Consider the following 14,714-nt stretch of genomic DNA (forward strand, 5'->3'; position numbering starts at 1 on the left):
ACGAGATGGTGCGGCTGCTGCCGCCTACGTTCGCAGGAGAAGCGGAATGAATCCCGTAAGTCGCGTGTTGATCGTCAGTCACGATGCGGTGCTGGCCCGCGCCATGAGCAAGGGGCTGCAACTGGCCGCACAGACGCTTTCCAACCCTTTTGGCCTGTGTTTTTCCACGGCGGCGTCGCCACAAAATGCGCTGGCGGATATTGCTGCGGATGGCGAGCTGCAGATGGTTTTGGTTGACCGTTATCTGCAGAGCGGCGGCTCCTATGGTGATGTGGTGGCGCTGCTTAATGCGATCGGCGAGTACCGCCCGGAGTTGTCGTGTTATGTCTTGCTGGGGGACGAGGACGAAAAGCTGCAGATAGACGAGCTGGCCAGTCATGCGCTGAGCGGCTATTTCTATCGGGACGAGGCAGATTATCCGGGGTGGTTTCGCATCCTGAGTGCCGAGCTTGCCGAAAAATCGGCTACGCCTTTTTACGACGCTTTACGGCGCTATGTTTCCATGGCCAAGGACTCCTGGCATACGCCGGGCCACTGTGGCGGTGAATCCTTGCGCGGCAGTCCGTGGGTCGGAGATTTTCACGAGTTTGTCGGCGAAAACATGCTGCGTGCCGATTTGTCGGTGTCGGTGCCCATGCTGGACTCGCTGATGCACCCGACCGGGGTGATTGCCGAAGCGCAAGCGCTGGCGGCCAAGGCGTTTGGTGCGCGCGAAACCTATTTTGCCACCAACGGCACGTCGACTTCGAATAAGGTCATCTTCCAGACGTTGCTGGCACCGGGTGACAAACTGCTGCTGGACCGTAACTGCCACAAATCGGTACACCACGGCGTCATCCTGTCCGGCGCACGACCGGTTTATCTCGATTCTTCAGTCAATCGCCAGTACGGCATCTTCGGGCCCGTGCCCAAGGCCACCATTTTTCAGGCGTTGGCTGACAATCCGGATGCGCGGGTACTGATCCTGACTTCATGTACCTACGACGGTCTGCGTTATGACCTGGCACCCATCATCGAGGCCGCACACGCGGCCGGTATCAAGGTGATTATCGATGAAGCCTGGTACGGACATGCGCGTTTTCACCCCGCTTTGCGTCCGACCGCGATGGAGGCGGGTGCCGATTACGCGACGCAAAGTACGCACAAGGTCCTGTCGGCGTTTTCGCAGGCCAGCATGATCCATGTCAACGACCCGGACTTTGATGCGCATCTGTTTCGCGAAAACTTCAATATGCACGCCTCGACCAGCCCGCAGTACAACCTGATTGCCAGTCTGGATGTGGCGCGTAAGCAGGCACAGATGGAGGGTTACCGCCTGCTGGCGCGTACGCTGAAGCTGGCGGAGGAGCTGCGCCTTAAAATTGATGCCACGGGTGTGTTCCGGGTGCTGGGGCTGGACGAGTTGCTGCCGGAGGAGGTGAAGGGTGATGGTGTCCGGCTGGATCCGACCAAGCTGACCATCGATATCTCGCGCTCGGGTTATGGTGCCGGGGAATTGCAGCGCGAATTATTCGAGCGTTTCAATATTCAGGTTGAAAAGTCGACGTTCAACACCCTGACGCTCTTGCTGACCATAGGGACGACCAAGAGCAAGGTGTCGCGCCTGATGGATGCCATGCTGCGTCTGGCGCGTGCTCAAAAACCGCCGCGCCCGCTGGTGCGTCTGCCCGAGATACCGCGCTTTACCCGTCTGGCCTGCTTGCCGCGCGATGCCTATTACGAAGCCGGAGAGCGTCTGGCGCTGTTTGACGACGAGGGGCGTCCGAATAGTGCCTTGATCGGTCGTGTTGCCTGCGATCAGATCGTGCCTTATCCGCCGGGTATACCGGTGCTGGTGCCCGGCCAGCTGATAGATGAAAGCGTGCTGACCTACCTTGCGCGCCTGATGAAGGCGCAAAAAGGGATAGAGATGCATGGACTCGCTGATTTGCAAGGGGAAATGGCCATCCGGGTGCTCGGTGAGGAAGATCTTTCCAGGGTGCACTGCAATATAAATATGTCATGAGTGCTTGCCACGCCTTATGAATTGGGATACATATATAACTGTCGCAATTCTATAAAACATGCCAATGCATTGTTTGGGGTTGTCGGCATTTGGACGTGAACAACTTGAATCTTGCGTATCGCAAAGTGCCGTCGTGACCTGCCGCGTGCTGGCACGACTGCCGTTTTTTGGAAGATCTGATGAAAGAACCATGGCAGTACCTGAAATCCAGTACCCCTTTATCTGCCGCAGGCCTTGGTGCTTGCGAACGGGTCGGGCTACTGCGACGACGAAGCATCGCGGGCGAACTCTATCGTCCGCTGCCGGGTCAGGGTGCGCCCATGGTATTCGGCAAAAATTCGGCCTGACACCTTGCGTGACCGGTAAGTCGCCTATGCGCCTGCCGGGACACAGGGAATAGCTTCATCCAACCGGGTTTTGTTTGCCTGCCGCACAAGGCGCAAACAGCCAAGACTTCTGAAAGACAAGACAATGAACAGCATCAAAAAAGTGGTACTCGCTTACTCCGGCGGCCTGGATACGTCCGTTATCCTGAAATGGCTGCAGGACACTTACCAGTGTGAAGTCGTGACCTTTACCGCCGATATCGGCCAGGGCGAGGAAGTTGAACCGGCGCGCCAGAAAGCCATTGCGCTGGGGATCAAGCCGGAAAACATCTATATCGATGATCTGCGCGAAGAATTCGTACGCGATTTCGTGTTCCCGATGTTCCGTGCCAATACCGTCTATGAAGGCGAGTATCTGCTGGGCACGTCTATAGCCCGCCCGCTGATCGCCAAACGCCAGATCGAAATTGCGCGTGCGGTGGGGGCCGATTCGGTCAGCCATGGCGCCACCGGCAAGGGTAATGATCAGGTGCGTTTCGAACTGGGCTACTACGCGTTGCAGCCCAATATCCATGTGATCGCCCCATGGCGCGAATGGGATCTGCTCTCGCGTGAAAAGCTGCTGGCCTATGCCGAAACCCACGGTATCGATATCAGCAAGCGCAAGAGCGGTGCCAGCCCCTACTCGATGGATGCCAACTTGCTGCACATCTCCTATGAGGGCCTGGCGCTGGAAAATCCGGCTGCCGAGCCGGAAGAAGATATGTGGCTGTGGTCCAACTCGCCGGAGAGCGCACCGGATCAGGCAGAATATCTGGAGCTTGAATACCAGCACGGCGATATCGTCGCGATTAACGGCGTCGCCATGAGCCCGGCTCAGGTGCTGACTATGCTGAACCAGATCGGTGGCAAGCACGGCATCGGCCGTCTGGACATTGTCGAAAACCGCTATGTCGGCATGAAGTCGCGTGGCTGCTATGAAACCCCGGGCGGCACCATCATGCTCAAGGCGCACCGCGCCATCGAGTCGATCACGCTGGATCGTGAAGTGGCGCATCTGAAGGACGAGCTGATGCCCAAGTACGCCAAGCTGATTTACACCGGCTACTGGTGGAGTCCTGAGCGCGCGATGATGCAAACCATGATCGATGCGTCGCAGGCGACGGTAAACGGCTGGGTACGCCTGAAACTGTACAAGGGCAATGTGATGGTGGTCGGGCGCGAGTCCAAGACCGACTCCTTATTCGACCCGAATATCGCGACTTTCGATGAAGACGGCGGTGCTTACAATCACGCCGATGCAGCCGGTTTCATTCGTCTGAATGCACTGCGGATGCGTATCGCGGCCAACGCCAAACTCAAGCGCGGCTAAGACTTAAGCGCAGAAACAACAAAGCCCCGTACGCTGCAAGGCGTACGGGGCTTTGTATGGGCGGGCTTAGTTGTGATAAGCGGTAACGCGTGCGACTTCTTCTTTCGAGCCTAAGAATACTGCGACGCGTTCATGCAGGGCGGCCGGCTGAATGTCCAGAATACGCTGGTGGCCATTGGTTGCCATGCCGCCGGCTTGCTCGACGATAAAGGCCATCGGGTTGCCTTCATACATCAGGCGCAGCTTGCCCGGCTTGGCTGGGTTGCGCGCATCTTTCGGATACATAAACACGCCGCCGCGAACCAGAATGCGGTGAACTTCAGCCACCATGGACGCAACCCAGCGCATATTGTAATCCTTGGCCAAAGGCCCGGTCTTGCCGGCCAAGAGTTCGCCCACATAGCGTTGCACCGGCGCTTCCCAGTGGCGCATGTTCGACATATTGATGGCGAACTCGCCTGTGCTCTCCGGGATTTTCATCTCGGGATGGGTCAATACGAAGCTGCCGTTTTCCCTGTCCAGGGTAAAGCCGTATACGCCGTTACCGAAGGTCAGCACCAGCATGGTCTGCGGGCCGTAGACGGTGTAGCCGGCCGCAACCTGACGCGTGCCCGGTTGCAGGAAGTCGGCTTCGGTCGGGTGGCCGGTGACCGATTCGTCGCATTCCAGTACCGAGAAGATGGTGCCGACCGAGATATTGACGTCGATATTGGATGAGCCATCCAGCGGGTCAAACAGCATCAGATAGCGTCCGCGCGGCAGACCGTCCGGAATCGAATACGGCAACTCCATCTCTTCGGAGGCCATCGCTGCCAGATTGCCGCCCCATTCATTGGCTTCGAGCAAGACATCATTTGCGATCACATCCAGCTTTTTCTGCGCCTCGCCCTGCACATTGCCGGTGCCGGCTTCGCCCAGGATGCCGGCCAGTGCACCCTTGTTGACCGAATGCGAGATCGCCTTGCAGGCGCGGGCGACGGTTTCTATCAGGTGCCTGAGATCCGGCGGCAGCGTGCCGGCCTTGCGTTGTTGTTCGATCAGGAAGCGGGAAAGGGAGGTGCGGCTCATGAAAACCTCGGGTGTTTTAACGATGACAGGTTAGCTTTGCGTGAGATTATACCCGTGCGGGATGATGGCTGTCTTGCAGTGAAGCCGCGCCGGATGTCCGGGCGCGGCGCGTGCATCAGTTGCTCAGCAAGCCCCTGAGCACAAAGGGCAGAATGCCGCCTGCGCGGTAGTAATCCACTTCGATAGGCGTGTCGATGCGGCAGCGTAGCGGAATATGGGCGCTGCTGCCGTCTGGCCGGGTCATGATCAGGCTGAGCATCTGTTGCGGCGCGAGGCCTTGGGCAATGCCCTCAATGGTAAAGCTTTCATCGCCCTGTATCCCCAGGCTTTGCCAGCTGTCGTCACCGGTAAACTGCAAGGGCAGTACTCCCATGCCGACCAGATTGCTGCGGTGTATGCGCTCGAAACTGCGGGCAATGACGGCGCGTATGCCCAGAAGCTGGCTGCCCTTGGCCGCCCAGTCGCGGCTGGAACCGGTGCCGTATTCTTCGCCGGCAAAAACCAGGGTTGCGATGCCGCGTTGCTGCCAGGCCATGGCTGCCTCGTAGACGCTGGTTTGCATGCCATCCAGCAAGGTGTAGCCGCCCTCGGTCCGGCTGCCGTCGTCTTTGGCCGGCAGCATCATGTTTTTGATGCGTACATTGGCAAAGGTGCCGCGCAGCATCACTTCATGGTTGCCGCGCCGGCTGCCGTAGCTATTGAAGTCGGCACGCTTAAGACCCAGAGACAATAGGTATTGCCCGGCGGGTGTGGTTTCGCCGAATGAACCGGCCGGCGAGATATGGTCGGTGGTGACCGAGTCGCCCAGCAGCAGCAGGGCGCGGGCGTTGCGGATGTCGGTGACGGGTTTTTCCTGCATGGAAAAGCCGTCGAAAAAAGGCGGGCGGGCGATATAGCTGCTGGCAGGCCAGGGATAGGTTTCGCCTTGCGGCGCGCTGATTTCATTCCATAGGTCGTGGTCGCGGGTGAAATCGGCGTAAAGCCGGCGGAAGGTGTCCGGGTCGAAGGCGGTAGCCATCAATGCCGCAATTTCGCCAGATTCCGGCCAGATGTCCCTGAGGTAAACCGGCTGGCTGTCCTTGCCTGTGCCCAAGGGTTCGCGTGTGAGGTCGATATTGACGCGCCCGGCGATGGCGAAAGCGACCACCAGGGGCGGCGAGGCCAGATAGTTGGCACGCAAATTGGGGTGGATGCGCGCTTCAAAATTGCGGTTGCCGGACAATACCGCCGCGCATACCAGATCATACCGGCTGATGGTGTTGTTGAGTTCGGGGGAAAGGTCCCCGGCGTTGCCTATGCAGGTAGTGCAGCCATAGGCCGCCAGCGCAAAGCCCAGCTTGGCCAAGGGTGCAAGCAGGCCGGCAGCTTCCAGATAGGCGGTGACGACGCGCGAGCCCGGTGCCAGACTGGTCTTGATGCGCGGATTGACCTGCAGGCCCTTGGTCACCGCTTTTTGCGCCAACAAGCCGGCGGCCAGCATTACGCCGGGGTTGGAGGTGTTGGTGCAGCTGGTGATGGCGGCAATCAGAATGTCGCCGTGCCCCAGATCGTCTTGTCCGTTTGTGTAGGGGGTATGGTCCGGGGTCGGGCGGTTGTCGACCATTTCCACAACATCGCGCGCCAGGCTTTTGCCTTGCAGGCGCTGGCTACTGTCTGCGCTTTGTCCATTTCCGTGTAGTGACAGCGGGTAGCGTCTGGCGAGATCGGCTGGTGCTTTGTTAAAGCCGTTTTCCGCTGTTGGTGTAGAAAACAAGTGGGTGAAATTGTCCCTCATCGCGGCAAGGCCGATACGGTCTTGCGGGCGCTTGGGGCCGGCAAGGCTGGGTGTGACGCTTGCCAGATCCAGCTGCAGGGTGCGGCTGTAAGCGATATCCCCGGATTTTGGCATGCCGAATAGCCCTTGTGCCTTGAAGTAGCTTTCGAAAGCCAGAATGTCGGCCTCGCGGCGACCGGTGCCGCGCATATAGGTCAGCGTATTGTCGTCTACCGGAAAGAAGCCCATGGTGGCGCCGTACTCCGGCGCCATATTGGCGATGGTGGCACGGTCGGTGACCGACAGGCTGGCGCTACCCGCGCCAAAAAACTCGACAAAGCAGCCGACGACTTTTTCGTGGCGCAGCATCTGGGTCAGTGTGAGCACCAGGTCGGTGGCAGTGATGCCTTCGGCTAACTGGCCATCAAGCTCGACGCCGACCACGTCGGGTGTCAATAAATAGACCGGTTGTCCCAGCATGGCCGCTTCGGCCTCTATCCCGCCTACGCCCCAGCCGACTACGCCCGCGCCATTGATCATGGTGGTATGGCTGTCGGTACCGACCAGCGTGTCGGGAAAGACCACGCCGTCGTGCTCGCGCAAACCGTGAAACAGATACTCCAGATTGACCTGGTGCACGATGCCTATGCCCGGCGGCACAACCTTAAAGGTATTGAAGGCCTGCATGCCCCACTTCATAAACTGGTAGCGCTCGCGGTTGCGGGCAAACTCGTGTTCCATATTGTGTCTGAGCGCCTGGGGGCTGGCGAACTCGTCAACCATCACCGAATGATCCACCACCAGGTCGACCGGCACCAAAGGCTCGATGCGCCTGGGGTCTAGCCTCATTTCGGTGGCGACGCTACGCATGGCGGCCAGATCTGCCAGAAGCGGCACGCCGGTAAAATCCTGCAAAATAACGCGCGCCACGGTAAACGGAATCTCGCCGTGACGCTCGGCCGCTGGCTGCCAGTTGGCCAGCGCCCTGACGTGTTCAGGCGTGACTTTCAGACCGTCGCAGTGGCGCAGTACCGATTCCAACACGATGCGGATGGAAATTGGCAGGGTGGACACCGGCCCGATGCCGGCAGCTTCCAGTGAGAGCAGGCTGAAATAGTCGAGAGCCCGCCCGTCACTCAGAGGCAGGGTTTGGCGGGTCGCAGCGTAGGGGTGGCGCATGGCAGGCTCCTGGGGTCGGTCGATCTGGACGCTATGACTCATAGTCTAGAGCGCCAGAATGCCTGCTGCGTCAAAGATCAGGGGCTTGGTGTTTGCGCTTCCTGTTCCAGCCACTGGCAGAAGGCGTTGATGGCCATGTCGCTGATGGCGGCGCGCGGAGCGACCCAGCAGTAACCACGTACAGGTACGGCGGGGCCATTAAGCGGGGCGATCAGCGTGCCTTGCGCGATCAGCCGCTCGGCCATCGGGCGTGGCCCAAGCACAATGCCCAGGCCCTCTGCGGCCGCTTGCAGGGCAAAAGAAAAGCGGTCGAAGTGCAAGGTATGGGCCGCTTTAAGCTCGGGTACGCCGGCAAGGGTCAGCCAGCGCTGCCAGGCGGTCGGACGGGTGTCGGCATAAAGCAGGGTGTGGCGGGCCAGATCGGCCGGGCTGTGGATAGCATGGCTGCCTAACAGGTCGGGATGGCACAAGGGCAACTCCCATTCGTCCAGAAAAGGCTTGGCAATATGGCCGGGCCAGTCGCCGGGCCCGCGCCGGATGGCGATATCGAATGGGGTATCCAGCCGGCTGATGTCGCGGTCCGAGTTGACCAGATGCAACTCGATATCTGGGCAGGCAGCACGAAAGCGCTTGAGCCTGGGCAGTAGCCAGTACATGGCGAAAGTCGGCGTCGCGTTGATGGTCAGGCGGCGCAAGCGGTCGGCCTGCATCAGCTGGCTGGTGGCGTTGGCAATCAGATCCAGGCCATCTTGCACCTGAATTAGGTAGCGCCAGCCGGCATCGCTTAAGCGCACACGACCGCCGCTGCGCGCAAACAGCGTGACGCCCAGCCAGGCTTCCAGTTGCTTGATCTGCTTGCTCACAGCGCCGTGCGTGACAAACAGCTCTTCGGCGGCGGCAGAAAAGCTCTCCAGCCTTGCTGCCGCCTCGAAAATACGCAGTGCATTCAGGGGTGGGTAGGTGTTCATGCTGTGATTTTATCTCACAAACACTGTGGCGAATAATCCTTTGTATCTGTGAGGCATAGCGCGTACGCTAACGCCATCTCGGTGTAATGGGTTTTCCCCGTGCGCCGGAGGCTGGACGCCCCGTGTGCCAGCATTATCTGCAAATACAATCAAGCAAAAAGGTCAGAAGCCATGCTCGTAGCCTACCGTCAGCACGTTGCCGAGCGCGCCGCGCTGGGTATTCCGCCCCTCGCACTTTCCGCCTCCCAGGTTGAAGAACTGGTCGAGCTGCTGAAAGCCCCGCCTGCAGGCGAAGAAGATTTTCTGGTTGAACTGATTACCCATCGTGTGCCGCCCGGTGTGGATGATGCGGCCAAGGTCAAGGCCTCCTTCCTCGCGGCCGTAGCCGAAGGGTCGGTCGTGTCGCCTTTGCTGTCGCGCGCGATGGCAACCGAACTGCTGGGCACCATGCTCGGCGGCTACAACGTCAAGCCTTTGATTGATCTTCTGGACGATGAGGCCGTGGCCGAAGTAGCAGCGGCCGGCCTGAAGAAAACCCTGCTGGTGTTCGATTACTTCCACGACGTCAAGGTCAAGGCCGACGCCGGCAATGCCTACGCCAAGGCCGTGCTGCAAAGCTGGGCCGACGCCGAGTGGTTCACTTCGCGCCCTGAAGTAGCACAAAAAATCACCGTGTCTGTATTCAAGGTACCGGGTGAGACCAACACCGACGATCTGTCGCCGGCACCGGATGCCACCACCCGTCCCGACATCCCGATGCACTATCTGGCGATGCTGAAGAACACCCGTCCGGATGCGGCGTTCAAGCCGGAAGAAGACGGCAAGCGCGGCCCGATGCAGTTTATCGAAGACCTGAAGAAGAAAGGCCATCTGGTCGCTTATGTCGGCGACGTGGTCGGTACCGGTTCTTCGCGCAAATCCGCCACCAACTCGGTGGTGTGGGCGACCGGTCAGGACATCCCGTTTGTACCGAACAAGCGTTTCGGCGGTGTGACCCTAGGCGGGAAAATTGCGCCTATCTTCTTTAATACCCAGGAAGACTCCGGCTCGTTGCCGATTGAAGTCGACGTTTCCAAGCTGGAAATGGGCGACGTGATCGATATCTACCCGTACGACGGCAAGATCGAGAAAGACGGCGTCGTACTCGCCGAATTCGCGCTCAAGAGCCAGGTGCTGCTGGACGAAGTGCGCGCCGGTGGTCGTATCAACCTGATTATCGGCCGTGGTCTGACTGCCAAGGCGCGCGAGGCGCTGGGTCTGCCGGTGTCGACCGAATTCCGCCTGCCAAAAGATCCGGCCGGCTCGAGCAAGGGCTTTAGCCTGGCGCAGAAGATGGTTGGCCGCGCCTGCGGTCTGGCCGAAGGGCAGGGCGTGCGTCCGGGCACCTACTGCGAACCTAAAATGACCACCGTCGGTTCGCAGGACACCACCGGCCCGATGACCCGTGATGAGCTGAAAGACCTGGCTTGCCTGGGCTTCTCCGCCGATCTGGTGATGCAGTCGTTCTGCCATACCGCCGCTTATCCAAAGCCTGTGGATGTGCGCATGCACAAGGAACTGCCGGCCTTTATCAGTACCCGTGGCGGTGTATCCCTGCGTCCGGGCGATGGCGTGATCCACTCCTGGCTTAACCGCCTGCTGCTGCCGGACACCGTCGGCACCGGTGGCGACAGCCACACCCGCTTCCCTATCGGTATTTCCTTCCCGGCCGGCTCCGGTCTGGTAGCATTTGCCGCCGCTACCGGCGTGATGCCGCTGGATATGCCGGAATCGGTACTGGTACGCTTCAAGGGCGAATTGCAGCCTGGCGTCACTCTGCGTGACCTCGTGGGTGCGATTCCGCTGTATGCGATCAAGGCCGGCTTGTTGACCGTGGCCAAGGCAGGCAAGAAAAACGTGTTCTCCGGCCGTATCCTGGAGATTGAAGGCTTGCCGAATCTGAAGGTCGAGCAGGCGTTCGAATTGTCCGACGCCGCGGCCGAGCGTTCGGCTGCTGCTTGTGCCATTGCACTGGACAAGGCACCTATCGCCGAGTACATGCAGTCGAATATCACACTGATGAAGTGGATGATCGCCGAAGGCTATCAGGATGCGCGCACGCTGGAGCGCCGCATCCAGGCGATGGAAGAGTGGATTGCCAATGGCGAACTCTTGAAGCGCGACGAAGATGCCGAGTACGCCGCCGTGATCGAGATCGATCTGGCCGACATCAAAGAGCCTATCGTGGCCTGCCCGAACGACCCGGATGATGTGAAATTCATGTCCGAAGTGGCTGGCACCCAAATCGATGAAGTGTTCATCGGTTCGTGCATGACCAATATCGGTCACTTCCGTGCTGCTTCCAAGCTGCTGGAAGGCAAGCAGGACATTCCGGTGAAACTGTGGGTGGCTCCGCCGACCAAGATGGACGCCAAGCAGTTGACCGAAGAAGGTCACTACGGCGTGCTGGGTCGTGCCGGCGCACGTATGGAAATGCCAGGCTGCTCCTTGTGCATGGGTAACCAGGCACAGGTGCGCGAGGGCGCAACCGTGATGTCGACTTCGACCCGTAACTTCCCGAACCGTCTGGGTAAAAATACCAATGTGTTCCTGGGCTCGGCCGAACTGGCTGCGGTATGCTCCAAACTTGGCAAGATCCCGACGGTGGAAGAATATCTGTCCAATGTCGGTATCCTGAACGCCAGCAGCGCAGAGGTGTACAAGTACCTGAACTTCAACCAGATCAAGGACTATCAGGATGTCGCCGATGGCGTGTCTGCCTGATCTTGTGATGGTCTAAGCGAAACGGCCCCTTGTGAGGGGCCGTTTTTTACTGGGGAATCCTATGTTTGGCAAATTGACTGTTGTGTATCTGGCGCTGGGTCTTGCTGGCTGTGCCGGTACGATGCCCAGCCATCTGGGCGTAAAGGACGGCAAACTGGCTGCTTGTCCGGCTTCGCCCAACTGCGTGTCGAGTCAGGCGCCGCAAAGTGACGGCCAGCACCATATTACGGCGCTGGATTTACGTGCAGCCGATGTGCGTTGGCAGGAGGTGGTGGCGGTCGCAGCGGCCTTGCCGCGTACCCGGGTGATCCGGCAGCAGGAAGGCTATCTGCATGCCGAGAGCCGTAGTGCGTTGCTGGGTTTTGTCGATGATGTGGAGTTGTACCGGGCGCCCGGCGCGAGCCGTCTGGAGCTGAGATCGGCGTCACGCCTGGGTTATAGCGATCTGGGTGTCAATCGCTCACGTATGGATGCGCTGCGTTCAGCGCTGGACCGGGCCGGTCTGTTGCAGGAGTAAGTGGTTTTTCCTAATCGTGACCGGCGGAAATCGGTTATGATCCTGATCAAGTTTTGTCGGAATAGTGCATGCCATGGATCTGTCACATTTGAGCGAAGAGCAGTTTACCAATCTTTCCATGATCGTCTTTCTGGGCGGCCTGATCCTGTTCATGGGGTTTATCATCTGGGATCTGGGCAAGAAATCCAAGGCCGGCAAGTTCGGCACCTTTGTCCTGTTTCTGGCTCTGGGTACCGGCGTGGCCGGCTTTGTATTCAAGAATGCGCTGGTTGAATTCATCCTGCTCAAATAGGTGCTGGCCTGGAGGGGTTAGCCGGCCAGCGTTGACAGCAGTTGCGACAGTGTCTGCAGCAGACCGCTGTCCCCGATCAGATCGAAAACCAGTTGCACCAGCCAGGCCAGCAGCAGGGCTAGCCCCAACCCGGTGACGAACAGGGTGGCCAGCAAGGTCAGCCCCAGCTTGATCCATGTACCGCGCTGTATCGCGGTCACGCGTGGCAGTACTTTAGCCAGGTAGGGCGCATAGCGCAGTAAAAAGCTGGCGGCAGTCAGTATCTTCATTTTTTTACTTCCGGTTTCAATGTTCAGCCGAGTGACGCCAGCAGGGTGCTTGCACTGCTGATGGTGCCCAAGCTGCCCAGTAGCGCTGCATCGCGCCGGTTGTCATCTCGGAATTCACGCCATGCTGCAATCAGCAGCGGGGGTGACAGTAGCGCGGCCATGATCGCGAATTCAGTCATGCAGCCAGCCCCCCTGTTGCCTGCCCGTGTAGCCAGATCTGCAAGGCACTCCCCAGCGTTCGAGCACGGAAGCCAGTAGTTCGCACTCCGCATCGGCAATGTGTCGGTCCGCTTCGATGACTTGGGCGCATAGCTGCAGCACGGTCAGGCGCAAGTTTGCGTCGTCAACCTCAGCCAGATAGCAGTTAAGTGCCTGCGGGCTGAATGAACGGGCATCCGCCCAGCTAAGGGATGGCAGCATATCCTCGCAGAAGGTGTGCAGCAGCGTATGCAGTTCAGTGCGACTCAGGCCCAGACGCGGATAGGCATCCATCTTTTCCAGTACATCCAGTTCGGCCTGGGACAGGTGGCCATCGGCCAGCATGGCCAGGATGATGATGCGTGCGGCAGATTGCGGGCTGTTGTTCGGATAGCTGCGCATATGCGGTCTTTCTCCAAGGCGGTATTGTTTGCACACGATGTGCAGACCGGCACAATATAGGGTGTTGCTGTCTCATGAAAAAGCAGACAATAACGAACATATTGTTCTGGAAAACTGAATATGAGCCTGAGTTTCAGCTATCGTCATCTGTATTACTTCTGGGTAGTAGGCAAGGAAGGCGGGATGTCCCGTGCGGCAGAGCGCCTGGGGATGGCGGTGCAGACCGTGAGTACGCAGGTGCGCGAGCTGGAGCGCAGTCTGGGTGTTGAGTTGCTGAAGCCTGCCGGACGCAAACTGGTATTGACCGAGGCTGGGGTTGCCGCATTGCAGCAGGCGGATCTGATTTTCCAGTTGGGAGAACAATTGCCGGCGCTTGTTCGTGATGCGGTGAGTGTGCCTGTGTTGCGCTTATCCATCGGCACATCGGATGGCTTGTCCAAGCTGATGGTACATCGGCTACTGCAGCCGGTGATGGGCGTGCCGGGGATGCGTCTGCATTGTCACGAAGGCGAGTTTGACGACTTATTGGCTGATCTGGCTTTGCATCGGCTGGATTTGGTGCTGGCGGACAGGCCTGCTCCTGCCAACCCCAATATCAAGGTGTATAGCCATGCTTTGGCGGTGTCTGCGCTGGCCTGGTATGGCACGCCTGCCTTGATCGCCGAGGCCAGTGTGGATTTTCCGCACTCACTGGCGCGGGTGCCGGTGCTGCTGCCCAGTGCCCACAGCGCCGTGCGTGCCAGGCTAGAGCTATGGTTCGAGCGTGAGGGTGTCAAGCCTTGCGTGGTGGGCGAGTTTGAGGATAGTGCCTTGCTCAATACCTTTGCCGCCGGCGGAATGGGGGTGTTTCCTGCGCCGGAGCGGGTGCATGAGGAGTTGACGCGCAGTGTCGGTGTTGAACGTATCGCGACCTGCCACGGGGTGGAGGAGTGTTTTTTTGCCATCGGCAATGAAAAAAAGGTGCAGCATCCTTTGCTGCAGCGGATTTTGCAAAAAGAGAGTTAACTGTTTTTACTCGGCCACGGTGTATGCGTGGCGCTGACAAGTACAGGGGCGGGCGCTAGAATGTGCAGCCTCATTAAGAAGGAAGCCATCATGCCATCGTTTGATATTGTCTCGGAAGTGAATCTGGTTGAAGTGCGCAATGCGGTTGATCAGGCCAGCAAGGAAGTAGCCACCCGTTATGACTTCAAGGGCTCCAGTGCGCGTCTTGAACTGACGGAGAAGGTCGTAACCTTGTATGGCGACTCCGAGTTCCAGATCGAGCAGGTCAAGGATATTCTGGTTAATAAACTGGCCAAACGCGGCCTGGATGTACGCTGCCTCGATTACGGCAAGCTGGAAAGCGTGGGCGGCAACAAGGCCAAGCAGGTCATCACGGTCAAGGAAGGCATAGAAACCGAACTGGCCAAGAAAATCACCCGCATGATCAAGGACTCCAAGGTCAAAGTGCAGGCCAGTATTCAGGGCGAGTCCGTACGCGTCAGCGGTGCCAAGCGCGATGTTCTGCAAGAGGTTATTGCCATGATGAAAAAGGAAGTGACTGACTTTCCCTTGCAGTTCAATAATTTCCGTGACTAAGTCAGACTGACCTGTCAGATT

The 14,714-nt window shown here is 58.9% G+C and carries 14 protein-coding genes; 8 read left to right on the forward strand and 6 right to left on the reverse strand.

Features of this window, described 5'->3' with window-relative positions; all coding sequences use genetic code 11:
- The first annotated feature begins 46 nt into the window (after positions 1 to 46).
- From GQF02_RS12675 to GQF02_RS12685, 3 genes are all read left to right on the forward strand, one after another.
- A complete protein-coding gene (locus GQF02_RS12675) occupies positions 47 to 2,005 on the forward strand; it encodes an aminotransferase class I/II-fold pyridoxal phosphate-dependent enzyme (protein ID WP_160797645.1) in 1,959 nt (652 codons plus the stop codon).
- 179 nt (positions 2,006 to 2,184) lie between these two features.
- Entirely contained in the window at positions 2,185 to 2,352 is a 168-nt protein-coding gene (locus GQF02_RS12680) for a hypothetical protein (RefSeq protein ID WP_160797647.1), read from the forward strand.
- A 124-nt stretch (positions 2,353 to 2,476) separates the two neighbouring features.
- Entirely contained in the window at positions 2,477 to 3,703 is a 1,227-nt protein-coding gene (locus GQF02_RS12685) for an argininosuccinate synthase (RefSeq protein WP_124736168.1), read from the forward strand.
- Positions 3,704 to 3,769: 66 nt separating this feature from the next.
- Here the strand turns inward: GQF02_RS12685 and GQF02_RS12690 are convergent, their stop codons facing one another.
- From GQF02_RS12690 to gcvA, 3 genes are all read right to left on the reverse strand, one after another.
- A complete protein-coding gene (locus GQF02_RS12690; protein ID WP_160797649.1) occupies positions 3,770 to 4,771 on the reverse strand; it encodes a class 1 fructose-bisphosphatase in 1,002 nt (333 codons plus the stop codon).
- A gap of 115 nt (positions 4,772 to 4,886) precedes the next feature.
- Positions 4,887 to 7,703: an aconitate hydratase AcnA gene (gene acnA, locus GQF02_RS12695; RefSeq protein WP_160797651.1), complete on the reverse strand. Its 2,817-nt coding sequence runs from the start codon at positions 7,701 to 7,703 to the stop codon at positions 4,887 to 4,889.
- Positions 7,704 to 7,780: 77 nt separating this feature from the next.
- Positions 7,781 to 8,671 (reverse strand): transcriptional regulator GcvA, encoded by an 891-nt coding sequence (gene gcvA / locus GQF02_RS12700; RefSeq protein WP_124736171.1) that lies wholly within the window; start codon positions 8,669 to 8,671, stop codon positions 7,781 to 7,783.
- Between the two features lie 171 nt (positions 8,672 to 8,842).
- On the opposite strand from gcvA, the gene acnB reads away from it, so the two are divergent.
- The 3 genes from acnB (at position 8,843) to GQF02_RS12715 (ending at position 12,243) form a co-directional block, all read left to right on the forward strand.
- Positions 8,843 to 11,434: a bifunctional aconitate hydratase 2/2-methylisocitrate dehydratase gene (gene acnB, locus GQF02_RS12705; RefSeq protein ID WP_160797653.1), complete on the forward strand. Its 2,592-nt coding sequence runs from the start codon at positions 8,843 to 8,845 to the stop codon at positions 11,432 to 11,434.
- Positions 11,435 to 11,495: 61 nt separating this feature from the next.
- Entirely contained in the window at positions 11,496 to 11,951 is a 456-nt protein-coding gene (locus GQF02_RS12710) for a DUF1499 domain-containing protein (protein WP_124736173.1), read from the forward strand.
- Positions 11,952 to 12,039: 88 nt separating this feature from the next.
- Positions 12,040 to 12,243 carry a DUF2788 domain-containing protein gene (locus tag GQF02_RS12715; protein WP_124736183.1) on the forward strand — a complete coding sequence of 68 codons (204 nt, stop codon included), beginning with the start codon at positions 12,040 to 12,042 and terminating at the stop codon, positions 12,241 to 12,243.
- Positions 12,244 to 12,260: 17 nt separating this feature from the next.
- On the opposite strand, the gene GQF02_RS12720 is transcribed toward GQF02_RS12715, so the two are convergent.
- The 3 genes from GQF02_RS12720 to GQF02_RS12730 are packed head-to-tail and all read right to left on the reverse strand — an operon-like array spanning position 12,261 to position 13,112.
- Entirely contained in the window at positions 12,261 to 12,512 is a 252-nt protein-coding gene (locus GQF02_RS12720; protein WP_160797655.1) for a hypothetical protein, read from the reverse strand.
- A 23-nt stretch (positions 12,513 to 12,535) separates the two neighbouring features.
- Positions 12,536 to 12,691 (reverse strand): hypothetical protein, encoded by a 156-nt coding sequence (locus GQF02_RS12725; RefSeq protein ID WP_160797657.1) that lies wholly within the window; start codon positions 12,689 to 12,691, stop codon positions 12,536 to 12,538.
- Positions 12,684 to 13,112: a tellurite resistance TerB family protein gene (locus GQF02_RS12730; protein WP_160797658.1), complete on the reverse strand. Its 429-nt coding sequence runs from the start codon at positions 13,110 to 13,112 to the stop codon at positions 12,684 to 12,686. The genes GQF02_RS12725 and GQF02_RS12730 overlap by 8 nt, the downstream gene beginning before the upstream one ends.
- Positions 13,113 to 13,232: 120 nt before the next feature.
- On the opposite strand from GQF02_RS12730, the gene GQF02_RS12735 reads away from it, so the two are divergent.
- Together GQF02_RS12735 and GQF02_RS12740 are read left to right on the forward strand one after the other, a co-directional pair.
- Positions 13,233 to 14,117, forward strand: coding sequence for a LysR family transcriptional regulator (locus tag GQF02_RS12735; protein WP_160797659.1), 885 nt, complete (start codon positions 13,233 to 13,235; stop codon positions 14,115 to 14,117).
- A gap of 90 nt (positions 14,118 to 14,207) precedes the next feature.
- On the forward strand, positions 14,208 to 14,693 hold the full coding sequence (locus tag GQF02_RS12740) for a YajQ family cyclic di-GMP-binding protein (RefSeq protein ID WP_124736177.1): 486 nt from the start codon (positions 14,208 to 14,210) through the stop codon (positions 14,691 to 14,693).
- The last annotated feature ends 21 nt before the right edge of the window (positions 14,694 to 14,714 follow it).

It is taken from the genome of Craterilacuibacter sinensis (assembly GCF_009831765.1).
GTDB classification, from domain to species: Bacteria; Pseudomonadota; Gammaproteobacteria; order Burkholderiales; family Chromobacteriaceae; genus Craterilacuibacter; species Craterilacuibacter sinensis.